Source organism: Butyrivibrio fibrisolvens (genome assembly GCF_023206215.1).
GTDB classification, from domain to species: Bacteria; Bacillota; Clostridia; order Lachnospirales; family Lachnospiraceae; genus Butyrivibrio; species Butyrivibrio fibrisolvens_C.
The window spans coordinates 1,923,004-1,947,710 of record NZ_CP065800.1 but is presented as its reverse complement, the minus strand read 5'-3'; the positions used below and the strand labels follow the sequence as shown (position 1 = coordinate 1,947,710).

The following is a 24,707-nucleotide window of genomic DNA, read 5'->3' as shown; positions in this document are numbered from 1 at the left end:
ATCTCTTTAATCGCAAAACAGTCTGAAATCCAGAACAAGGAAAACGGGATAAAATAAAAAGACTGCACATCACTGCGCAGTCAATACATTTTTGCCATTTCGTTTGGAAGTATATAATAGTTCGTCTGCTGTTTTATACAGGGTCTTATATGTATAGTCGGTCTTACTGTCAAGGATTACTGCCCCCATAGAAAGGGTTATCTTCTGCTTGTAATTTCTAAAGAATCTCGTCCATCTAAGGCCGCTTTGAATTCTTTCGAATCTCCTCTGAATCATCTCTTCGCTAAAGACTCCCTGAGCAAAGCCTACAAACTCATCACCGCCGATTCTCATAAGGACATCTTTGTCACCGCTGGATTCTGTAAGTATCCCTGATATATCCTCAAGTACTTCATCACCTATATCATGACCGAATGAATCATTGACTTCCTTAAAGTTATCAACGTCTATCAGATAGAAAAATCCACTGCACCCTTCTTCTAAGTACTCTGAGATTCTCTTCTCTCCTCCTGCTCTGTTAAAAAGCCCTGTCATTCCGTCATGTTCAGACTGATATGAAAGCACTTCGCCTCTTCTGATATTCTCAATCTGTATGGTAAGTACATATCCGGAGATCACTATCGATACGATGGAAGCAACAGCTATATGCGAAGTAAAAGCTTCCATTACTGCCCCATCATTATAGAAGTCAAATATTACACCATATGTCACTGCAACTCCTATCATAAAAGACCAAAGTCTTCTTGGCTTGTCTATGATAAGGCATGGAATCACACATAGAAAAAGAAGCGATGTAAATCCCTCTTCTTCCGGATCGAAATATGAATCAACAGAAGCCGCAAATAAAAGTATCGGCACTACTACAAGATAAAAGATAATTGTCGAATTTTTAAATGGTCTGTCTTTACCACGAAAATTATAAACAACCCTAAGTATGGCAAAATAGATCATGATCATAGCTGATCCGAAACTTCCCTCAAGATCTCCCACTATCAAAAAGAATACTACAGCCATTATAGGAAGGGTGGCTCCCATCATGGAAAGCTTACCTATACGTTCGTAATTCAGTTCATTTATTCTATCTCGATAATCGCAAAAAACATCATCATCTTTGGTGAATAGCTTAAATATTTTCATAGGATTATTGTCCTTCTTTGCAAGCATCTATAACAGTATATCACTAAACACATGTACTGTATCCCGTTTCTTGAAAATATATTCGAAATAGTATCTGACAATGATCTTATTCAAGTACTATAGTAACTGATACTATAAACTGTCTTATATCAGTCATCCGCAATATATGAAATCTTATGACTGACATACTGCATGTTCCCAGGTCAATTACTATATTTTCACGGCATACGAATTATCTGAAACATCAATATATTACTTTTATTCTGTAATTCTTTATATCTCCAACAGGACTGTTTTTCTTAATAAATTCCTGTAACAGGTCTGGCATTTCCTCTGTACTATTCCTTAAAACTTTACTATCTCCAATCGCCTTATATCCACCTGTGCCTGTCGCTCTGTAATTACTGGTCACAAGTGTATACATTTTAGAATCAGAAAGCTCTGTTCCGTCAATACGAACCATTTTAACTACTCTGTCGCCAACAGGGCGTCTTAAGTCAAACTCATAATCAAGGCCTGCATAGAAGTCATAGTTATAATGTTCTATCTTGGGTTTTAAAAACTCTTCCGAAACCGCAGGCTTTCCATCTACCAGAGTGAAGTATGAAGCAACTCTTTCAAGAGATTCTTTGATAGTCTTCTTGGTAACTTCTACAACAAATACTGTATTAGAAAAAGGATAAACAGCACATATATCCCTAATCGTTATATTCTTTTTTAATCCCAAAGGATCATTACCAAGACTTGTGCAGGAAAAATCCGCTCCGCTCCATTCAAGCTGAGTCTGGTTAAAAATAGCTGCAAGCCTGCTTCCGTTAAGTGCTGCATCAAGTTTTTCTTCAGGTATGATAGGCTCATCTATTGATCCTATCGGTATATCAAGCCATCTTTGAACATCCTGCTCAAGTGGAAGCATCTTGTTATAAACTATATCTTCATGCTCAGATCCTGTACTTACAAGCTTAGAACTGATCTTAAGTTGTTCATCATCACCTTGCTGTGCACCCATTTCTACATGCATGGATATATACTTCTCTGCCTTGGCAGGCGGCTGAACTGCATAGGTTCCATCTATGACAAACTTCTCATTAGCTATATGCTGATGACCTGTCAGAAGGATATCCCAGTCCTGTTCATGAGCTATTCTGCATCCGATATTCTCGGTGGTATCAGACATCTTCTCGCCGGTCTTTGGATTTTCTTCTAAGCCTCCATGATATATAAGGACAGTTATATCGCATTGATCTTTAATCTCAGCAAGTGCCTTGGCTGCAGCGCTGAGAGGATCTGTGACCCTTGTCTTTGTGATGTTGTCTTCCTGTTCCCAGACATTGACCCAATCTGTTACAACTCCTGAAAGACCGATCCTAAGGCCATTATCAAGTGTTACTATGTCTGTCTTATATAGCTTTAACTCTCCGCCAAGATCTTCCACATTGGCACAAAGGCACTTTGCATTCATTGCATTAAGGTAGTCTCTGATAACTTCATAACCAAAATTAAAGTCATGGTTGCCAAGTGTAAAATAGTCAAGACCCATTGCATTAAAAGCTTCGGCTATAGGATGATATGAATACTTATCTGAGTTAGCCAGATAATACTGAGAAAGAGGGGTTCCCTGGAGTGAATCTCCTCCATCAAGAACAAGTGTATTTCCATCCTTGTCTATCTCATGTGCTATGTTCAAAAGGCTGCAGTTTGAGGACCCGTTCTTGGCATAATCTACAGGGTATACGTGGCCATGTGTATCTGATGTATATATGATATCTAATGATCTTGTGTTATTATTCATAAAACTTTGATTCAACTTTCTATAATCAGTCAGTTCTTTTTGTATTCTTATGTAAGTATAAACGTCCAAACTTAATCTAAAATTAAAAATCAATCATCAATTATCGTTTTGACAATTTTCCTTCCTGCATGGTATAGATATCTCCATACTCAGGCAGTATCCTGCAACCTGCTTTATCAGACATAACCTGCTCAGGTCTGAAGGAATGAAGCGGTATAAGCGTACCTGGTGCTATATTATCTATCATATAGCGAAGATAATATGGTCTTGAATGTCCGCCTGTTCCCTTGTGCTCGTAGTTTATGTTAAGCTGCTCCATAAAGTCATGGAGCTTTTTGTATGAAGGATCATAATCACCAAGCGGGCCACCATCCATATGAACATACAATGAAAGCACGGCTTTAAGATCTATAAGCTCATATATATGTTTATAATCCTGCTGAAGCACAAATCCTGAAGGATCATCAAGTATATCCTTCCTCGTAACCATCTTCCAGTCAGGAGATATTGCAAAGCTGCACTCATCAATATTCTGTGTATATACACTAATCTTATCTTCAGGATAGAAAGCTTTGATATACTCTGCCTGAATCGGCTCAAGTACGAGAGTTCGTCCTTCATTTTCGCATACAGATATAAGCCTGTGGATACGCTCTACATTCCTGTTATAATTGTTGATCACGATAAGACCACTTTCATTACGGATCCTATCCTTCATATACTCTTCTACTACTTCCTCGGAATTGCCCATATCTTCAGGCTCTTCAAGGCTTAGCATATCTATATCTTCAAAGCTTGCAGTAACACCTTCTGTTATCATAACATCTACGCCATGGCAGGTTCTTGCGAACTTCTCTGTAATATCCCTGTGAAAACCATGGAATCTGTAGTCACCTGTATAACAGATACTTCCATCAGCTGTAGTAATGATAAATCCGCAGGCGCCTGCTACATCATGATCTATCTGCACTACTTTGACTGTAATATCACCTACTGTGAAGCTGTCTTCATAATCAACTCCAATGCAGTTGGCGTGTTCTCTAACTTCTGCTTCACCGCATCTTGCAATTGCTCTGTAAAGCTTAAGTGAATCCATGCTCATATATACCGGAACATCAGGATCCAGCATACCAAGTCCGCCCATATGATCTATATGCATGTGAGAAATAATAAAGAAATTCTTTTTAGTATCTTCTGAAAATGACTTAAGCCCAAGCTTATGAGCAGTATTGTCATCATATATACCATCCATCGGTGTCAGAATACCGAGATTAACATAATAATACGCCATATCGCCAGGCGCGCAGCTGACTTTATTATCAATAATATCAGCATTGGCAAAACCAAAATCGAACATACATCTGGCAGTATCAGTCTCAACTACCACAAATGTCCCGCCTATTTCCTTTAGGCCATTATAAAATCCAAGTTTAGTCATACTCATAACTATTACTCCTTTCCTGTGAGAAAAAATCTCTAGAGCAAGATATCTATTTTATCACAATAGCGAGTATGTGCCAATATCATTATAATATCACCTAAAAAAGCCGGTGCATATGCACCGGCTTAAATATAGTTCTAAGTTAACTAATACTATATCAGAACTGAGCGTTGATCTCTTCTACAAGAGCATCAAGAGCATCCTGAGGAGCTGTCTCATCAAGAATGAGCTCTTCCATCTTAGCAGCAACAGCTGTTCTTACATCGTTAGAAGCATCATAAGATGCAAGAGATGTGAAGAAAGCATCAGACTGCTCGTAAGCTGCTGTAGCTGTTACATCAGAAGCCATGAAGTTCTGATAATCAGCAGACTCATAAGCAGATGTTCTTACAGGAAGGTAACCTGTTCCTGTAGCCCATGTTACAGTAGCTTCTTCAGATGTGAGCCACTTCATGTACTCCCAAGCTGCAAGCTGCTTGTTAGCATCCTGTGTGAACATTACAAGGTTTGTACCTGCGCAGTAAGCAGCGCTTTCCTTGTTTGAAGGAACAGGGCATACACCCATCTCCCAACCATCAACTGTGATGTATGAAGCACCTGTTGAAGATCCGATATAACCAAGCATAGACTGTGCAGAAAGAACGTTTGAGAAGTACTTGTCTTCACCAACAAGACGAGCATATCCGTTGTTGTAAAGGTCCATGATGTATGTCATAGTCTCAAGACCACCGTCTGTATTGAAAAGAGCACCTGTCTCATCAACATAACCCTCACCGTTCTGACGAAGAGAAGCCTCTACGAAACCTGCAAGGTCATCAACACCCCATGCCGGGTTGCCATACTTTTCAACATAAGCCTTACCAATTGTTGTAAGGTCATCCCATGTCTTAGGAGCTTCGAATCCAAGTTCATCAAGAACTGTCTTGTTATAGAACATTACGTATGTAGACTTATTGAAAGGAAGAGCGTGGATGAAACCAAACTCGCTGCACTCATTACGATAAGCCTCGACAATATCGTCATAGTTATCGAAATCTGTTTCTACGAAATTAGTAAGATCTACAACCTTATCAATGTAAGGATTGAGCCAGTTGTTATAAGCCTGAGCCATATCCGGAAGTCCGTCAGCTGCTGCAGCTGCCTGAAGCTTCTGTGAAAGATCGCCATATGAACCCTGGTTTACAAGTGTAACAGTGATTCCATACTCATTGTTAGAATTGAAATCGTTAGTAAGCTGAGTAAGAACCTCTTCCTGTGTGTTGGACATTCCGTGCCAGAACTCGATCTCGCAAGGCTCGATTGTCTTCTCTTCAGAAGTTGCCTGCTCTGTTGTAGTACCATCCTGTGTTGTCTCTTCCTTAGTTGTCTCCTGTGTAGCCTCGTCTTTAGAAGCTGCTGTATCTGCATTAGGATCTACCTTCTGAGCACAGCCTGCAAGAGCTCCTGCTGCCATCACTGCTGTAAGCAATGTTGCAACCATTTTCTTCTTCATAATACGTATCCTCCTTTTGTACCGTATAAACGGTAAGCACTAGTATAGTTAACTTGCCATAAGGCAATTTACTACCCCTTCAATCATACGACTGATCAATGATAGATGACAAACTGTTTTATTATGTCTTGAATATATTATCTAAATTATCTGTTTAAATGCTTATCCCTTAAGACCTGATCTTGTAACACCTTCGATGATGTACTTTCTAAGGAACAGGTAGATGATGATGATAGGCATAACCAGAATACATGAAGCAGCCATGATAAGCTGATAATCAGAACCTGCTTCAGACTGGAACTGAGTAAGTCCGTTGGACAATACTCTCATGCTTGGATCATTTGTTACAAGCAGTGGCCACATGAATGCATTCCAGCTGCTAATAAAATTAAGTATACCAATAGTAACAACAGCCTGTTTGTTCATAGGAAGCATTATCTTCCACATGAACTTCCAGTCGGAACATTTATCGACCTTAGCAGCCAGATATATGGCATCCGGAACCTGCATGAAGAACTGAGTCAGGAGATAAATATAGAAAACACTCGCAATCCACGGAAGTATCAGAGCGCCGTAAGAATCAATACCCATGATCCTGACACCGCCGATCTCAAGCTTCATGTGGAAAACAGTGATGTAGTTAGTGATAACAAGCATCTCTCCGGGGATCATAAGTGTAGCCATAAGAACAGAGAAGATGACCTTCTTGCCCGGGAAGTTAAGTCTTGAAAAAGCAAATGCTGAAAGAACTGTGGTGATAAGAACACCAATAGTACTACATACAGCAACTATGATAGTATTAACGAAATATCTAAGGAAAGGAGCTCTGCTCCAGGCTTCCTTATAATTCTCCCAACGAAATTCCTTAGGGAAAAATGTAGGCGGGATCGCAGTGATCTCTGATGCAGTCTTAAGTGAAGACAATATCATCCAGATAAAAGGCATCACAGTAATAGCTGCACCCAATATAAGAATTGCAAATTTAAGTATATCCAAAATAATATTGGAAATTTTAGTTGATTTCATAGTAATGCCCCTTTTATCGACTCATCAATTTGCGAACAAGTTTCTGAACCATTGTAAATGCCAAAATGATAAAGAACAGAATAACTGCTGCAGCGGCTGCTTCATCATATTTGAAGCTCTGATAGAACTTCTGCCAGATATAATAAACGACTGTAATAGCGCTGTTAGCAGGACCTGCCTTGCCACCATAAAGTGAATATACCTCGTTGTATACCTTAAATGCACTGATTATTCCCATGATGTAGGAATAAACGATCATAGGTGCAATACCCGGAACTGTGATACGAAGGAATACTCTCCATCTTGGAGTTGAGTCAACCTTGGCTGCATCATATACATCTTTTGGAATAGTCTGAAGACCTGCAAGGAATACCATGATATTGAAAGCCATACTCTTCCATACTGCAAAAATGATAAGTGCAGGAAGTGCATACTTCGGCTTGTTGAGCCACTGAATAGGCTCCATTCCAAAAAATCCCATGATGCTGTTCAAAAGACCATATCTACTGTTATAGATCCAGCTCCATACAATACCGATAGCGATAACACTGGTAACGTAAGGAAGGAAATATATAGTCTGAAAAAGACCTTTGGTCTTCTTAGTGCCATTGATCATGGCTGCAATTAAAAGTGAAAGAATAATAGAACAAGGAACAACTACAATAGAATAGATAGTTGTATTAAGCAAAGCCTTGTGAAATGTCTTATCAGTAAGAACCTTCTGATAAGCATCAAAGCCATACCCTGTAAAGGTATTGTGTACCATGTCATAATTAAGCATGATACTCATGCTAAATGCCTTTACAAGAGGATACAGTGTAAACACTGTAATTATAATTAAAGCCGGCAACAGATAAAGCCAACCCTTCATACTTTTCTTTTCCATAAATGATCTCCCAATCCGGATACGAATGTACTGACAAGCTCATGATCTTATTCATAGACGCACATGTCAGCTTCTTGTTTATTTCACTTTTTGAAGTGGTGACTCATTGACTCGCAGATCAATAAGTCACAGATTCAAAATATTATAATCAGAATTTACCTATAACCTTATCATCTGATCCAAACAAGATGATTGAAGATTCTCTTATTGAGAACTCAACTGTATCACCAGCGGAAATGGACTGACCTGAATGAGTAATAGCGCGAACATCTCCTCCTGCCATATCAAGATGAAGAAGAAGGTCTCTACCGATCATACGAACTGAATTAACGCTGTACTTGTGATCGTCTCCTCTGTGAGTGAATGACTCAGGACGGATACCTGCCTTATATGTTCCGTTCTTAACATCAACACCTGTTCTAAGTACTACATCGCCGCACCTTATAGCTCCGCCTGAAACTTCTACATCGATGATATTGATCTCAGGTGTTCCAAGGAATGTAGCAACAAATCTGTTGCAAGGATTAAGATACATATTCTGAGGTACATCAAACTGCTGAACAACACCAGTCTTCATAACAGCGATCTGATCAGAGATACTCATAGCCTCTTCCTGATCATGTGTAACGAAGATAGTTGTAATACCAACTTCCTGCTGAATACGTCTTATCTCTTCTCTTGTCTCTACACGAAGCTTTGCATCAAGGTTTGATAAAGGCTCATCAAGAAGAAGTACTTCAGGCTTTTTAACAAGAGCTCTGGCAATAGCAACACGCTGCTGCTGACCACCGGAAAGTTCACTTGGTTTACGCTTTAAGAGCTTTTCAATCTGTACAAGCTCAGCCATCTCATAAGCCATCTTTCTAGCTTCCTGCTTGTTAACCTTACGGTTGATCAAAGGAAACATGATATTGTCTTCAACTGTCATATGTGGATATAAGGCGTAGTTCTGGAATACAAGACCGATTCCACGATCTTCAGGAGCAACTTTTGTTACTTCCTTATCGCCAAAGAAAATTCGACCTGTAGTAGCCTGTGTAAGACCTGCTAACATAAAAAGAGTTGTAGACTTGCCACAACCTGATGGTCCAAGAAGTCCGACAAGCTGTCCGTCTCCTACCGTCAGATTCATGTTGTCTACAGCTTTGAAATCGCCGTAAGCCTTAGTAAGGTTCTCTATTCTGATATTCATTGAGTATATCTCCCCTGCATTTATTGCTTATTTATATTCAGAGCTATTAATTATTATATTAATGGGTACCTATTTTCAATATCTAGTATCCATTTTCAGCATATTTTACAATTATGATGCACGTTTTTATATGTAAATTAACGTTTTTTCGCTCTGTTACAGTGCTGCGCTATCACGGTGCAGTGTACTTGCCACTTATAATCCTTACAATTTATAAGGACATTATGAGACAGATGTTGAAAGTTCTTTTTGACCATTACAGTATATCAGACCGGCAGTTTTCAGGAAAACAGTTCATTTCATCTGCTATTTTTTACGTTTTATCAGAAAAATAACACATACTCCCGATATATATTATGATGTATGTGTCTAAAGCACTTTTAAAGGGCAAATTAACCATTTTCTATTACCTATAATATAATACCTGACTTACAGATTAGATATATACTATTTTTTTAATCTGTTTATCATGTATAATATACAGCGGTATATTTTTATCACGTTTTGATGAGGGAGTAACATTATGTTTGCAGCATTTGTAATTAAATTTGTAATATTCGGCTTCTGCGGATGGCTATGGGAATCAGTTCTGTATACAGTCTTATCCGGCAAATTCGATAACAGAGGCTTTCTGTATGGCCCATTGTGTCCCATATACGGATTTGGCGCCAATATCGCAGCAGCCTTGTTTGGGCCATTTATTGGTAGTCCATTTAAACTTTTCTTTGTATGTATGATAAGTTCTGCCATTCTCGAATACCTGACATCATTTGTATTAGAGAAATTCTTTGGCGCAAGATGGTGGGACTATTCTACAATACCGCTAAACATTCACGGAAGGATATGCTTGTCCTGTTCCATAGCTTTTGGACTGGCCGGAGTTATATTACTTCCGGGTGCTATTATTCCTATAATCAACTTTGTAGACTCAATACCTTCAGAACCTGCAACAGTGATCGCTATTTTCCTTGCAGGCTTCCTCGGAGGTGATACATTTCTTTCCATCAATAACATAACCGATCTTAATAAACTCATGGAAGATATCGAGCACGAAGCTATAGAACGCAAGAATGCTGCCGGCAGATACATTGAAGAGCACGGTGGCAATGCCATAAAAGAAGCTGTCATGAAAAGAGTTCCTAAGCTAAGCCCCAAACAGACTTATCTTATCAAAAATATCTACAGCTTCACTTCTGAAAACAAAGAAAAATAATAAGAATATTGAAAATATCTGTAGGATATCCGCTTGAATCAGTTGATACACAGACTGATGAAAAAGACATCTGAAACTGTATCAGGTGTGCTGATTTATCATAAAGAAGCGATGTAAAGTACACTAATAATAGGCATCCGAAGTTCAGAGTTATGCTCTGAATCCGGATGCCTTTTTTGTACTCAGTGTCAAAAAGTATACATTTTATACTGCTATACTGATCAGCTCTTTATTATTCGCATTTGGCTACAACGCCAAGTATGTTCAGTGCGCAGAACTGTACATCTCCAAGAGTGATCCTGCCATCTTCTACGCCCTTTATAATATCGTCAACATTCTGCTTACTTCCCGGCATCTGAACATCATTGCCGGCCTTGATACAATCAGGGCTTGATGCACAGTCATACTTAACATTGGCAGGAGCAAGTCCTATAGATCTTGCATCCTGACTTGAGAACCAGTCTGTCATTACAAAGCCCTTAAATCCCCACTCGTCACGAAGTGCTCCCTGAAGGAGGTCTTTGCTGTTGGCAGAATGTATACCATTTATAAGGTTATAGGATGTCATGACAGACAGGGGCTGTGAATCCTTAACAGCAATCTCAAATCCCTTGAGATAGATCTCGCGGAGGGTTCTTTCGGAAATATGTGCATTATTGTACATACGGTTGTCTTCCTGAGAGTTAGCTGCAAAGTGCTTTATAGTAGTTCCCTGACCGGCAAAGCTCTGAACACCCTTAGTATCAGCTGCTGCACATGATCCTGCAATAAGCGGATCTTCAGAATAATACTCGAAGTTACGTCCGCAAAGAGGATTCCTGTGGATATTCATACCGGGAGCAAGCCACAGATGCACATGGAACTGCTGCATCTCTATACCTACAATATGACCCATCTTCTCTATAAGTTCCATATCCCATGACTGTGCAAGAGTAGATGCAATCGGAATTGCTGTGCAGTACTGATAATAATCGATAGCATCAGCTGGTGTATCATCAGGGAACGGGTTACGGGACATTCCAAAAACTTCTCCGCCTGGCAGAACCTGACCATCAGCAGTTGTCTTAAAGTGAGGCTGTAGTCTAAGTCCTGCAGGTCCATCAGCATTAACTGTAGGTATGATCTTCCTGTCAGGTATTCCTATAGTCTCTCCTGCTGCGCCTACGACAGATCCTGATGCAGAACCTACTACATTACTTGCACTATGATCAAAGAGTCCTACGCAGAGATTTGCCATCTCTTCAAGCGTCAGCTGCGCTACAAGTTCCTTCAAGGTAGCATTGCCTGATTTTACATCATCCATTGTAAGCTTTTCGCCGCTGCGTTTATCTTCAAGAACAGGTCTGTCAATCTGATACTCGATCACGGATGTTGTAAACTTTGAGCTGTCTAATGCGATCTCCTTAAGACCACTTATGTCTTCTTTCTCCCTCTTTGGAGCCTTTATCTCTTCTACAGCTTCATCAAGTCCAAAAAGATTCCTGCACTTAACTGTCACAACGTCTCTATCAAGAGTAAGAACTGCTGCAGGTCTTGTATTATCACAGCTGTTGCCGACTCTTATGATGTACTGTCCCTTTTCAAGTACATAAGAAGCTCTGTTTATATCATAAGAAGCCATGCTGGCTGTATCAAAAGTTATAGTTACAGTTTCCTTTTGTGAAGGTCCAAGAAGACTTGTCTTAGCAAATCCTCTAAGTTCCTTGAAAGGCTTATCGATACCGCCTTCAGGAGAAGTTACATAAACCTGGATAACTTCACGTCCTGCATACTTTGATCCGGTATTAGTAACTGTTACAGATACATATACCTTCTTCTCATTAGCAATTACATCATCAACTTCATAAACAAAATCAGTATAGCCCTTACCATAACCAAATGAATAAGCGGGCTTTATACCAAAAGTATCAAAATATCTGTAGCCAACATATATACCTTCTGTATAATATTCATCATCTATATTGCCATTATTATGGCTGAAAGTAGCTGATGATGGATAATCGCTATAATTCTCAGCCCATGTATCTGTAAGCTTTCCGGAAGGAATCGACTTACCTGTAAGAACATCGCTGACGATATTGCCGCCGATATTACCCATCTGGCCTGCGATCATCACTGCATTTATTCCATCAGTATTTCTCAGAACCTTAGTATCTATAACACCACCTGTATTTAACAGTACGATGGTCTTTTTATAATTTGCTGCAAGAAACTGTATATTCTTGACCTCATTATCATCAAGCTCATAATCCTTCTTGACATCATATCTGTCAGCACCTTCTCCGGAATTACGGCTTATGACATATATAGCGATATCAGCATCTTTGACCTGTGTTATCAACTCTTCATCCGGAGCTACAAAAGGTGTAGAGAACATTATCATGATAGGCGGAACATGCTGTTTGGCTGCCTTTTCATTAATATCCGCCATGTACGCATTTGTAGCATCTTCAAGAGTTTTATCATATCTGTCAAGCCAGTCATCAGAAAGGATATTAAAGCCTTCAGCTTTAAGACCTTCATAGATATTAATAACCTCTCTTGAGTTAACATCTCCTGATCCGGTGCCGCCTTTTACTGTATTTCTTGCACCGCTACCATATAAAACTATGGTTCTTTCCTCTTTACCAAGCGGTAGTGCACCATCGTTTTCCAAAACAACCATGCATTCTCCGGCAAGTGATCTGACAAGAGCCTGATTCTCCTTTTCTAATGATGTAACTTCATCAGATGTAAGTGCATAAAACTTCCCCATATTGAAGTAACCTCCTGCATAAAAAATAATATCCTGTTTTTATAACGGTACACGTGTCCCGTTATTGCTATTAAGATTATCTCACACATGTTCTATAAATAAAAGGGGGAAATTATATTTTTATCTCAAACAATAAAAAAGCATGTATAGCCATAAACAGCTAACATGCTTTTTCGTATGAACAGGTATCAGATAATCCTCTCTGAACCTGCCTGTTATTAATATCCAAATGCCACATTGCAGATATATCGCAATAACACACTTAGCTAATCAGAAGCTTCTCATCGTGGGCATCGAGATCTTCCTGAATATCCATATAGTATTCTTCAAGTTCATGCCTGCAACCAAGGAAAACGCTCAACATATTGGGATCAAACTGACTTCCCATGCCTTCAACCATGATCTTGGCAGCTTCTTCGTACTTGAGAGCCTTTTTGTAATAACGCTGACTTACAAGAGCATCATATACATCTGCTATAGCCATAAGCCTTGCTTCCAGAGGTATCATCTCGCCTACAAGGCCTTCCGGATAGCCTCTTCCGTCCCACCTTTCATGATGATACCTGGCTACATTGTATGCAACGTCCACAAAATGCTTCTCTTCTACGCCCTTTAAGATAAGGTTAACGAATTCGCCACTCTTAACAGAATGCGTCTTCATGATATTAAACTCTTCTTTGGTAAGATCCCCGGGTTTACATAGAATAGAATTCTCAATAGTGATCTTGCCTATATCATGCATAGGTGCAGCTCTTACTATATCTTCCGCATACTGTTCGGATATACTGTATACACCCTGCCTTTTGGCTTCATTAACAACTATCTTGATAAGATCACTGGTTCTCTTAACATGACCTCCGGTATTGTTGTCTCGGTTCTCGACCATATTAGCAAGGCCAAGGACTACTTTTTCCTGAATATTCTTGATACTTTCAGTCTTAATCTTAACTTCCTTGTTAAGTGTCGTGTTATAGTCCTTCATGACCTGAAGAACCTTTTCTTCTTCTGTAACATCATCTATATCAAAAAGATATCCCTGCACTTTTCCGTCTTTTCTTATAGAAAACTCAGAAATCTCACACTGACATATCCTGCCGTCATGGTCGAATTTTTTAACATTTTTGAAATCTCTTCTGTAATCATCTATAAGACTGTAAAAAATGCTTCGAAGTTCACTATCAGGCGGAAGATTTTCATCAACTACCTGCTTTTTTAATTCCGGAACAAAATCATAGATTTTAGAATTACAGCTAAGAAAGTTCCTGTCAAGATCAAACGCAACATAGCCCTTAGTCCCGTGATATTTCTGCTGTTCAGAGATAAGACATGCTATATCATGTGTATGCGCGTGATCATAATTAAGTGCAATAAGTATATCTGCCGTAACATAAAGAGCCGGAAGGTTAGAAAAATCAACATCAAGAATTGACTCAATAATATATACAAGAATTCCAACTCCTGTAAGAAGTGAATAGAGGGTCAGTGTCCTTCTGGAATAAGTTCCTTTTCTCACAATAGCCATTATCATAAGGGCAATAATAATGCCAAGAACAAGGATCAAATAAATCCAGTGAACAATCTTCAAAGGACCATTAACCATCTTAGTAGCAGTACCAAGTCCTGTATCTATCAGCGTCACATTCTTATAATACAGATCGTTATCAAAACAAAGCCATATAATGAACAAATGCACAAAGCCGACTATATAAGCTACAAGCTTGATCCAGGATTTAACTGCGATTCCCATAAAACGCATGATATTAAAGATCACTGCAGTAAGTAAAACTGTACTGTCGATATAGATAAAACAAAAGCACAGCTTGGCCCCTTCTACTGTTGTAACTCTAGTCTTAAGCCAGTATCCAAGAACCACAACAGGAACCAGGATTACCAGAGTCCAGTAGTAGATATCAATGTTTTCATAGTTTTTCTGTGCCATGTATAGTATTACAAGCACAGATATTACCAGAAGTATACCAAAAAAGGAAGTAATCATTTACCAGGTTATCTCACTTTCTCTAAGGCTGTATTGTCCAATAGGGCTTCTTTCGACTATCTCCTGATCGATCTCAAAGTAATAGTCATTACCATCTCCATATGTATCTGAAACATTAAGAATAGCTCCCATAGCCTGCAAGAGGCCTTGTACAAGATCTATACTTATTTCATTTTCTTTTTCAGGAGGAAGTCCACCTTCAGATTGCATGTACTTCTGATAAGACCTTGTTTTTTCATCAATTCTACGCGAAGACTCTATCTCCTTGACCGATATTAGCAGATGAACTTTTCTTTCATCTGTAACTTTACCAAATATACCAAGTCTGATACCGCCTGTTTTATTACGACTTAAGGTATACATTATAAGTGTGATCAGTATCTGCATAAGTCTGACGCTGTCGCCATGCATCTTATCAGGAATAGTATCAGTTATATCTACCTGGAATTCTATTCCTTTATATTTGATCCTCGGCATTATCAGCTCATACATCTCATCAAGAAATCCTCTTAATGAATAATCTGCCGGGGTAAGTTCAAGTTCACCGGCTTCAAGATTTGAATAATCTATAACGCTGTTAACTTCTGCCATAAGGACTTTGCCGGAGCTTATAACAGATTTGGCATATGATCTGATAAGATCATCATTACTGCGATTCACAATAAGATCTGTAAGTTTGAGCATCACGGTTATAGGTGTTCTGATCTCTCTTGATATACCGGCAAGAAAAGCGCTCTTTACACGGCTCTTAGACTCAGCCTGCTCGACCTGACTTAAGATCCTGTCTATCTCTTTTTTCTCTTCATTAATCTGTTCTATCGTGAATAGAACCTTTTCTACAGGCCTGTCAGAACCTGTATCCATATTGATAAATCTGATTCTGCTCCAGCCAAACCTTTTACTTACATATTCAATTGATATACTGTTTCTGTTTTCCATCCTTTTGGGGAGGGTTTTAAGATTGCCAAATTCCATCAAAGGTTCTATGTAAGACTCAACAGCATCCAGCTTGTAGAGATTCTTGAACTGATCATTGGCGCCAAGGTTTCTGGGACGGATCTTATCAAGCCCTTCAGGGTAACTTACAGGTATGATCTTATCCTCAATAAGATCTACTATATAAATGATAGTATAAAGTCCTGACATGCTCGAAAGGCCGGACTTACGAAGTTCCATCTCCCTGTCAGCCTTTCTATATACATACATGGCTGTAAGATACATTCCAAATGCAAAGAACTCCCATACAAGAAGAAGACAGATAATAAGGAAAACAGGACCTTCAAAATAACTTCTACTGAAATAGTAATAAAAGGTGTAATCTGAAAGATCAATATTATCATCATAGTACATGATAAAGCCAACTACTGTCTCATCCCCTGATTTTATAGGCATCTCACGCATACTTTCCTCAGGATAGTAGACAAAATAATCACCTTCATCAAGTGGAATCAATAGATCAGACTCATTGATAATATAATCAAGTTTGATCTCCTTCTCGTCATAATTGGCAAGATTCAAAGTCTGGATTACTTCATCATCCCTGCCCACATGCTGGTGTATCTCTACATCACCATTCCAGAACTGATTAATATAACATGGCCCTTTGATATTAACTCTGAGCGTCCATGAGCTTATAACACTAGAAGATCCATTGTATACACGGACATCCGATATTATCCCATAGATATCCATGTCCCTTTTGATCCATGTAGAAGTATTATTTCCTCTATAATGGATGTCCATTGAAGTCTCATCAGACATCTCATCACTCATCCCTTTATCCATACTACTAAAAGTATGCTTGGTCGAATTAAAAGCAGTAATACTAAAATATTGAATTGTCATGCATAAAACCAATAGCATAAAGATCGCTATCAGTGCTGTGCGTATGCGTTTTTTGAACCCAACACTCATCCTTTACCTCACCCATTTGGGTCACACTTTCCCCTATATAAAGCGCTTATACCCACAACAAGCTCTCCGCCTATTAAGAAGCGGAGAGCTTATTACATATTGATATAATCATAACAACATAATAATTCATTATTAGTATACAAACAAGGAATTATTATTATTTCGTGTTTTTTCGCAAAAAGACAACATATGCTCAAATAAGCTTTTAGTCCATCTTAGGGAGCTTGGCAAAAGACTCGTTAAGCTCGGCATCAGTAGGAATGTAATCTTCCATAAGACCATCATGGAATTTCTCATAAGCTACCATATCAAAATATCCTGTTCCTGTAAGTCCGAATACGATAGTCTTCTCTTCGCCTGTTTCCTTACATTTTAAAGCTTCATCTATAGCAACTCTTATAGCATGTGAACTTTCAGGAGCAGGGAGGATACCCTCTACTCTTGCAAACTCTTCTGCAGCTTCAAATACTTTGGTCTGAGGAACAGATACAGCCTCCATAAGACCATCGTCATAAAGCTGAGACAATGTTGAACTCATACCATGATAGCGGAGACCACCTGCATGGTTAGGAGCAGGGATATAGTCATGTCCAAGTGTATACATCTTAGCAAGAGGGCATACCATTCCGGTATCACAGAAGTCATATGCATACTTGCCTCTTGTAAGTGAAGGACAGCTTGCGGGCTCAACAGCAATAATCCTGTAATCAGCTTCTCCTCGTAGCTTTTCACCCATGAAAGGAGAGATAAGACCGCCGAGGTTTGATCCACCACCTGCGCATCCTATTATGATATCAGCTTTGACACCAAGCTTATCAAGGGCAGCTTTGGTCTCAAGTCCTATTACCGACTGATGGAGAAGTACCTGATTGAGTACGCTTCCAAGTACATAGCGATATCCAGGCGTTGACGTAGCCTTTTCAACAGCTTCAGAGATGGCACATCCAAGGCTTCCTGTAGTCCCCGGGTGAGCAGCAAGGATCTTCTTGCCGATCTCTGTCTCCATAGAAGGTGAAGGTGTTACACTGGCGCCGTATGTCCTCATGACTTCACGGCGGAAAGGCTTCTGTTCATAAGAAACCTTGACCATGTAAACCTTACAGTCAAGATCAAAATAAGAACAAGCCATAGAAAGTGCTGTTCCCCACTGACCTGCACCTGTTTCTGTGGTAACACCTTTAAGCCCCTGCTTCTTGGCATAATATGCCTGAGCAATAGCAGAGTTAAGTTTATGTGATCCGGAAGTATTATTGCCTTCAAATTTGTAATATATCTTAGCCGGAGTCTGTAACTTCTCTTCAAGGAAATATGCTCTTATAAGTGGTGACGGACGATACATCTTGTAAAAATCAAGAATCTCTGAAGGAATATCAAAATAAGCTGTATCATTATCAAGTTCCTGCTTGATAAGCTCATCACAAAAAACAGGAGCCAGGTCTTCAGCTTTCATAACTTCATGTGTTGCAGGATTAAGAAGCGGTGCGGGCTTATTCTTCATATCCGCACGTACGTTGTACCAGCTCTTGGGAAGTTCGCTTTCATCAAGGTATGTCTTATAAGGGATGTTCTTATCTTGTTCAGTTTTCATACTGCTCTCCTCTCTATTTAGAACACATAAAATCCTATTTTGACAATTACTTTATCACAATACCACGTGAAAGCGCTCAAGTAAAGTACTAAGGAATATTTTTATAGTCTTTATCATACATATCTGTGTTCATGACTAGCTTTAATTCTTCTTGCAGCTTTGCTAGATATTCATCCGGAAAATATGCAACGAGATATGTAAGGATCCATTCCTTCCATTCCGGGTCCTGATTTTTTAGTACATCTCTGATGTATGGTATCAGGATCTGTTCGTGCTGATGTAATATCTCTAATATTCTTGTAGTGTCAGGCCAATTTGGATCTTGTGTCCAGTCCATGATCTGAGCTATTAGAAGCTGCGCATCCGGATCTGACATTAGATCTGCAAATTCCATATCTCCATTAAAAGATTCATCTGCAGGCATAAAACTATTCATAAATAAAATCCTTTCGGGTGTTATATGCGGTCTCCACTGCTCTATTGTTCACTACTTAAGCTCGCTCAGCATCTGTGCAACAGTCTTGCCATATACAGGGTGACGAAGCCAGGGTGCTATCTCAGCAAGAGGCTTTAAGACAAAGTCTCTAAGATGCATCTCGATATGAGGTATAGTCAGATCCTCGGTATCCATAACAAGATCATCGTATAGAAGTATATCAAGATCAAGGGTTCTTGGTCCCCAGCGGATGATCCTCTCACGTCCGGCTTCTCTCTCAATATCATGGAGCCTGTCCAGAAGCTCTGTTGGTGTCAGCATAGTTCTTATGGTCATGGCACTGTTAAGGAAGTCATCCTGCTCTACTCCGCCGTATGGCTTAGTCGTAATATAAGTTGCTACTTTGATGACCTTGGTATCCGGAAGCTGTCCAACCTTCTCTACAGCTTCATCAAGGAACTTTTTGCTATCACCCATATTACTTCCAAGTGCTATAGCTACGTCATGCCAGCCTCTGTGAATCTTAACACTTACTGTCTCAAGCGGAAGTCCTATAGGAGCTCCGGGCTTTTCTATCTCTACATCTATCTCATGAACCAGCGGATTGTTAATAAGGATATGTCTTGCAAGCTCTTCTGCAACCCTTTCTATAAGCTTATAGGTATTGGCTGTAAGGAAATCTGTTATCTGATGGCATACTGTTCCATAATTAACAGACAAGTCAAGATCATCAGATAATCCTGCAGCTCTTGTATCAACATACAATACCGCATTAACTACAAACTTCTGCCCCAGCCTGTTCTCTTCAGGATATACGCCGTGATTAGCGAATACCTCAAGTCCCTTTATTGTGATCTTATCATAAACACTTTTGCTCATTTAAAATTGCCCTCGTCATTTCTATAGCTCTTTTGTTCTCTTTAACATCATGCACTCTTACAAAAGAAGCGCCCTTCATAACTCCTAACACGGAAGTTGCAATAGTTCCTTCTACTCTCTCATCAGATGGAAGGTCAAGTGACAGACCTATCATGGACTTACGGGATGTTGCAAGAAGTATAGGATATCCAAGTCTTCCAAGCTCCTGAAGCCTGTTTGTGAGTATAAGGTTCTGTTCAAGATCTTTGGCAAAGCCAATACCCGGATCTACGATGATCTTGTCCTTATCAATGCCTACACTAAGTGCTATATCTACAGAATCTTGCAGGTCAGCAATAACATCTTCTATATAATCAGTATAGTCTCTATCGGGTCTGTTATGCATCAGACATACAGGTACGTCATACTTTTTGGTGATCTGAGCGATCCTTGGTATTTCTTCGCAGCCTTCATAGAACTTCTCGTACCTAAAGCCCCATACATCATTAACAAGATCGGCTCCGCTTTTTAGAGCCGCTTCAATAACATCTGCCTTATAGCTGTCAATAGAAACCGGTATGTCGAATTCCTTCTTTATCATCTCTATATAAGGAGTGACTCTCTCTATCTCCTCTTCTATAGATATCTGCTCATGCCCGGGTCTTGTGGACTCGCCGCCTACATCTATTATGTCGGCGCCCTCTTCTATCATTCCGGCAACGTGGTCTCTGGCTTTGCCTAGAGTATTCCACTTACCTCCGTCGGAAAAAGAGTCAGGTGTTACATTAAGTATACCCATTATATAACACTTATGATCAGCACTATTAACATCAAATTCTCTGTTACCTATCTTCATTTTGTCATCAAACCTTTCTGGTCGTAGTCATGTCTGTCCAAGTTGGGATTATAAGTTTTTTCTACATCATCATATATTAATCTCAAGATTACGCTTCTCCATGCTCCAGTTACACTCTTTTTGAGCGTTGCACTTGAAGCACTGGCGAGATAATTTATCAGCTTTGTAGATGATAGCTGAAAGTATATTTCGAGTATACTCTGTATGCTCTATATGCTCTGCGTCCTTATCGCTTTTATAGATATCGCCTTCATGTGCGCTACCGCGATGGCTTATTATAGCAGCTACAATCATGTTCTTTTCATCATCACTAAATCCGCAATCAGAAAGGATCTTGTCTGCGATTTCTGCTCCTGCCTTGTCATGAGGTGTTCCATCTTCGTACTGTCTTGCTCTTCCTATATCATGAAGCAGCGCTGCTGCATAGATAATCTCCTTAGAAAGCTTATATTCCTTCTCTAAATTCATGATATAAGCTATCCTCGCAACATCCATAAAATGTTCAAAGGTGTGCCTGCAAAAGATCCTGTCTGATTCATATCCGGCAATCTTAGCAAGCTCATTTTGATAAAGCGGATGATCATATATCAGCTGGCATATGGAAATATGTTCTATATGATTTATTTTTTCTAAATAATCTATTTTTCCAGTATTATTTATTGCTTCATTATTATTTACTGATTTTATATTATTTATTTTTTTAGTATAATTTTTGTTATCAATATGATTCATATGAGCCTCATGCCACGAATGAAAACGAGTGGCTATTAGTTAGAACATCCAGAGCTTATGACTAAATTTATCTTCCTATCATGCGATAGAAGGTGTCCTGAAGGTTCTTATCTGTAGCGAACGCGCCTCTTGTTACAACTGTAACTGTCTTAGATCCCGGCTTACGTATTCCGCGCATGGTCATGCACATATGCTCAGCTTCTACAAGTACCATAACTCCCTTGGGATGAAGTTCTGTCTCAAAGGCATCTGCTATCTGAGATGTAAGGCGTTCCTGAACCTGGAACCTCTTAGCAAATACGTCTACTGTACGTGCGATCTTGCTAAGACCTACAACCTCTCCATCCGGAATATATGCTACAGCTGCTGTCCCATAGAAAGGAAGCATATGATGCTCACAAAATGAATAAAGAGGAATATCCTTCTCAACAACTATATCTGAAGTATCCACATGAAAACGCTTGGCAAGGTGAGTTGCCGCATCCTCAGTATATCCTGCTGCCAGTTCATGATACATCCTTGCGATCCTGTCGGGTGTTTCAAGAAGTCCCTCCCTGTTTATATCTTCACCTATTCCTTCAAGAATAAGTCTTACACCTTCTTTAATCTTATTATCGTCCAAAGTACTGCCTCCTCGTTTATATAACCATAAATCTATAGATTCCCATTCTTCTAGGGAATAATAAAAAGCATCACTATACTGACACTTTTATAATGTGACTACTAAATCAATGTCTGATCACACCTTCTATACCGCTCCAAGGATCAGCTTCCTAATCTGGCCTATATAATAAAGTGATCCGAATGCACATATAACATCATCTTCTGCTGCCTCTTTTAGCGCACTATCAAGCGCCTCTTCTACACTGCCATGAGATACAGCCTCACTACCAAAGGATCTGAAAGTATCCGCAAGATCCTCAGCAGGAAGTGCTCTGTTATTGGGCGGTGTGATCGTGTGGAAGACCTTGCCAAGAGGCGCCACCATCTTCATCATGCTCTTGTAATCCTTATCAGCAAGAACTCCGGCTATAAATATGATCTTCTTATCAGGAAAAAGACGCTTCAAACTAGTACACAATACTCTGATACCATCAGGGTTATGAGCTCCGTCCACTATCACCTTAGGATCATCCTGCAAAAGTTCAAATCTGCCTTCCCATCTGGTATTAACAAGGCCCTGTCTTATAGCATCTTCTGTGATCTTGTCATAACCTTTGCTCTGCAATATACGAACAGCTGCCAGAGCAAGCGACGCATTACGGATCTGATAGTCTCCAAGAAGGCTTATGTGATATATCTCAGACTCATATTTAAAATACTGCCCAGTAAGATCATATTTTATTGCCTTATCTCCTTCAGGCATTCCTGATACGTAGAGTCTGCAACCGCGCTCCTTGGCTACATTTCTAAATACTTCCATAACTTCAGGAGCCTGGTCATATACAACTACGTCTCCGCCCTCTTTCATGATGCCGGCCTTCTCGCCTGCTATCTCAGGAAGGGTGTTACCAAGATACTGCATATGATCAAAGCTTATAGAAGCAATGACTGCAACTTCCGGACAGTTAATAACATTAGTAGAGTCCATCCTTCCGCCAAGACCTACTTCAAGTACTACAAAATCACACTTTTCATGCTTATAGTAAAGAAAAGCAATTGCATTGACCTGCTCGAACTCTGTAGGGACAGACAGTCCGTCTTGCTGCATGCTATCAGCAGCATCTTTGACCTTCTGTGTCAGCGCAGCCAGAACATCCCTGTCTATCTCCCTGCCATCAACCTGAATACGCTTAGTGAATCTGTCAAGAGACGGCGATATGTAGATACCTGTCTTGTAGCCTGCTGCCATGAGAATATTGGATATAAAAGCAACTGTAGAACCCTTACCATTAGTTCCTGCTACATGTACATATCTAAGCCCGTCTTGAGGATCTCCAAGGCGCCTAAGAAGCTCTCTCATCCTGTCAAGTCCTAGGTCTATGCCGAACTTCTCGATTGATTCAATGTAATTTAGTGCCTGTTCATAATTCATCATTTGCAATAAAAAACCTCCTTATGCTCGTCCTGACAACTACATAAGAAGGTATAATATCCTGGTATGTAGCAGCGGGATGCGACTCCAAAACCGCAAGACTTAACTTTTCGTCCAAGTGACAACTCCCTGTTCACCTAGCACTTAACGCTTTGAAATCTACTCTGCATTTTTATTCTGATTTAAAAGTTTTTGAACAAACGTTCTATGAATTTCTTCGTAGCTAATACTACTATGTTTCATCTGATAATTCAATATAAAAATATATAAAGCCTCCATTAAGTCATCCAGACATCACCCTAACAGGCTGTATATAAATAACATTATCAGGCGCGCACCTTTAAAGAGTTAAAAAAGATCAAGCGAACTGTCAAGATATATCTCTTCTCTTACCTTGAGCTGATAGGAAGGCTTGGTCATATAATATAGCAAGAACTCAAGGATTATAGCGCTTCCAAGACTACGACCTTCAATCTTAAAATTAGAAAATCCCATAGGAAGGTATATGTTTTGAATATCATCTATTCCTATAAAGCCCGGATTGTTCATGGCATCTGAGAAGCGATAACCCTTGTCTTTGTCAGGAGATACGCATATATGATCCTCTACCTTCTGTCCAAGGCACTTGAGACTGACATTTTCATAACATTTCTTCCTATCGTAACATCCAAAGAAGCAGCACTCGTTACAAAGAAACTCTACCTTATCCTTCTGAGCAGCAGTTAAGCAACTTAACTTATCAAATTCTTTGTTAAGTCTGAAATCCGGAACTACATAGTCAAAATCTTCCCTGTCAAGTTCCTTGCAAAGATCCTCAAAACCAGTCAGAACCTTGGTTGTGGATGAAACAAAATAATATCCCGGGTATTTCTTTTTAACATACTCAAGAAGCAGATCAGAATGTATTATTATGCCGTTCTTCTTTACATCTGAATCCTCAAAAGCTCCCGCAACGCCCTTTACGGCTTTTGGATAATCGCAGATCGCTACTGTATCCCTACCCTCAAACATGGCACATAGCTCATTGCACTTTGGGTCAGACAGATGCTCTTGTCTTAACATAGAATTACTGAAAGTAAGACGCATGGATATGTTATATGCTTCCATCAAAGACTTGACCTTAACAGGATCTGCATCTCCAAATCCTACTCTCCCGCCTCCCCAGAGACAGTCTCCAGGAGCACCGTATATAGAACCTATATCGCACCAGTCATAGAAATACTCCCTATGCTCCCTAAATATAGGCAAAAAAACTTTATAAAATTCATAAAACTCAAACAACCCCGGAAGGTGATAATATGCTTTCATAGATAACCTCATATGTATTATGCGAAAAAAAGCCGCCATTTTTACATGAC

19 protein-coding genes and 1 riboswitch are annotated in these 24,707 nt (G+C 39.5%); of the genes, 1 reads left to right on the top strand and 18 read right to left on the bottom strand.

The genetic code is table 11. The features are described 5' to 3' along the window. Positions 1–69: 69 nt before the first annotated feature. The 7 genes from I7804_RS07990 to I7804_RS07960 form a co-directional block, all read right to left on the bottom strand. Positions 70–1,137 (bottom strand): GGDEF domain-containing protein, encoded by a 1,068-nt coding sequence (locus I7804_RS07990; RefSeq protein ID WP_248405856.1) that lies wholly within the window; start codon positions 1,135–1,137, stop codon positions 70–72. A gap of 244 nt (positions 1,138–1,381) precedes the next feature. Further along, positions 1,382–2,929, bottom strand: a complete 1,548-nt coding sequence (locus I7804_RS07985) for a bifunctional metallophosphatase/5'-nucleotidase (RefSeq protein WP_248405854.1) — start codon at positions 2,927–2,929, stop codon at positions 1,382–1,384. A gap of 100 nt (positions 2,930–3,029) precedes the next feature. Next, positions 3,030–4,373: an MBL fold metallo-hydrolase gene (locus I7804_RS07980; protein WP_027204257.1), complete on the bottom strand. Its 1,344-nt coding sequence runs from the start codon at positions 4,371–4,373 to the stop codon at positions 3,030–3,032. A 154-nt stretch (positions 4,374–4,527) separates the two neighbouring features. Then, positions 4,528–5,862: an ABC transporter substrate-binding protein gene (locus I7804_RS07975; protein ID WP_022755751.1), complete on the bottom strand. Its 1,335-nt coding sequence runs from the start codon at positions 5,860–5,862 to the stop codon at positions 4,528–4,530. Between the two features lie 162 nt (positions 5,863–6,024). After that, the gene (locus tag I7804_RS07970; protein WP_022755752.1) at positions 6,025–6,888 is read right to left on the bottom strand and encodes a carbohydrate ABC transporter permease; all 864 of its coding nucleotides are present in this window, start codon (positions 6,886–6,888) and stop codon (positions 6,025–6,027) included. 13 nt (positions 6,889–6,901) lie between these two features. Further along, entirely contained in the window at positions 6,902–7,774 is an 873-nt protein-coding gene (locus I7804_RS07965) for a carbohydrate ABC transporter permease (protein ID WP_248405852.1), read from the bottom strand. Between the two features lie 148 nt (positions 7,775–7,922). Then, the gene (locus I7804_RS07960; RefSeq protein WP_022755754.1) at positions 7,923–8,966 is read right to left on the bottom strand and encodes an ABC transporter ATP-binding protein; all 1,044 of its coding nucleotides are present in this window, start codon (positions 8,964–8,966) and stop codon (positions 7,923–7,925) included. Between the two features lie 523 nt (positions 8,967–9,489). On the opposite strand from I7804_RS07960, the gene I7804_RS07955 reads away from it, so the two are divergent. Continuing rightward, the gene (locus I7804_RS07955) at positions 9,490–10,179 is read left to right on the top strand and encodes a putative ABC transporter permease (RefSeq protein WP_248405842.1); all 690 of its coding nucleotides are present in this window, start codon (positions 9,490–9,492) and stop codon (positions 10,177–10,179) included. Positions 10,180–10,411: 232 nt separating this feature from the next. Here the strand turns inward: I7804_RS07955 and I7804_RS07950 are convergent, their stop codons facing one another. The 11 genes from I7804_RS07950 to I7804_RS07900 all read right to left on the bottom strand — a co-directional run bounded on the left by I7804_RS07950 (position 10,412) and on the right by I7804_RS07900 (position 24,657). Then, on the bottom strand, positions 10,412–12,934 hold the full coding sequence (locus I7804_RS07950) for a glycoside hydrolase family 3 protein (RefSeq protein WP_248405840.1): 2,523 nt from the start codon (positions 12,932–12,934) through the stop codon (positions 10,412–10,414). Positions 12,935–13,196: 262 nt separating this feature from the next. Further along, entirely contained in the window at positions 13,197–14,930 is a 1,734-nt protein-coding gene (locus tag I7804_RS07945; RefSeq protein WP_248405838.1) for an HD domain-containing phosphohydrolase, read from the bottom strand. Beyond that, positions 14,931–16,715 carry a histidine kinase dimerization/phospho-acceptor domain-containing protein gene (locus I7804_RS07940; protein ID WP_248405837.1) on the bottom strand — a complete coding sequence of 595 codons (1,785 nt, stop codon included), beginning with the start codon at positions 16,713–16,715 and terminating at the stop codon, positions 14,931–14,933. Positions 16,716–17,049: 334 nt separating this feature from the next. Beyond that, on the bottom strand, positions 17,050–18,432 hold the full coding sequence (locus I7804_RS07935; protein ID WP_022755132.1) for a TrpB-like pyridoxal phosphate-dependent enzyme: 1,383 nt from the start codon (positions 18,430–18,432) through the stop codon (positions 17,050–17,052). Between the two features lie 88 nt (positions 18,433–18,520). Next, complete coding sequence (locus tag I7804_RS07930) at positions 18,521–18,868, bottom strand: DUF5071 domain-containing protein (protein WP_248405836.1); 348 nt, start codon at positions 18,866–18,868, stop codon at positions 18,521–18,523. Positions 18,869–18,919: 51 nt separating this feature from the next. Beyond that, on the bottom strand, positions 18,920–19,747 hold the full coding sequence (gene folK, locus I7804_RS07925; RefSeq protein WP_248405835.1) for a 2-amino-4-hydroxy-6-hydroxymethyldihydropteridine diphosphokinase: 828 nt from the start codon (positions 19,745–19,747) through the stop codon (positions 18,920–18,922). Beyond that, positions 19,728–20,582, bottom strand: coding sequence for a dihydropteroate synthase (gene folP / locus I7804_RS07920; protein ID WP_248405834.1), 855 nt, complete (start codon positions 20,580–20,582; stop codon positions 19,728–19,730). Before folP ends, folK begins: the two co-directional genes overlap by 20 nt. A gap of 69 nt (positions 20,583–20,651) precedes the next feature. Further along, positions 20,652–21,314, bottom strand: a complete 663-nt coding sequence (locus tag I7804_RS07915; protein ID WP_248405833.1) for an HD domain-containing protein — start codon at positions 21,312–21,314, stop codon at positions 20,652–20,654. Positions 21,315–21,381: 67 nt separating this feature from the next. Continuing rightward, entirely contained in the window at positions 21,382–21,936 is a 555-nt protein-coding gene (folE, locus tag I7804_RS07910) for a GTP cyclohydrolase I FolE (protein ID WP_022755127.1), read from the bottom strand. Between the two features lie 126 nt (positions 21,937–22,062). Next, entirely contained in the window at positions 22,063–23,352 is a 1,290-nt protein-coding gene (locus I7804_RS07905; protein WP_248405832.1) for a bifunctional folylpolyglutamate synthase/dihydrofolate synthase, read from the bottom strand. A gap of 67 nt (positions 23,353–23,419) precedes the next feature. Beyond that, positions 23,420–23,518, bottom strand: a riboswitch (THF riboswitch). Positions 23,519–23,697: 179 nt separating this feature from the next. Continuing rightward, complete coding sequence (locus I7804_RS07900; RefSeq protein ID WP_248405831.1) at positions 23,698–24,657, bottom strand: hypothetical protein; 960 nt, start codon at positions 24,655–24,657, stop codon at positions 23,698–23,700. Positions 24,658–24,707: the final 50 nt, after the last annotated feature.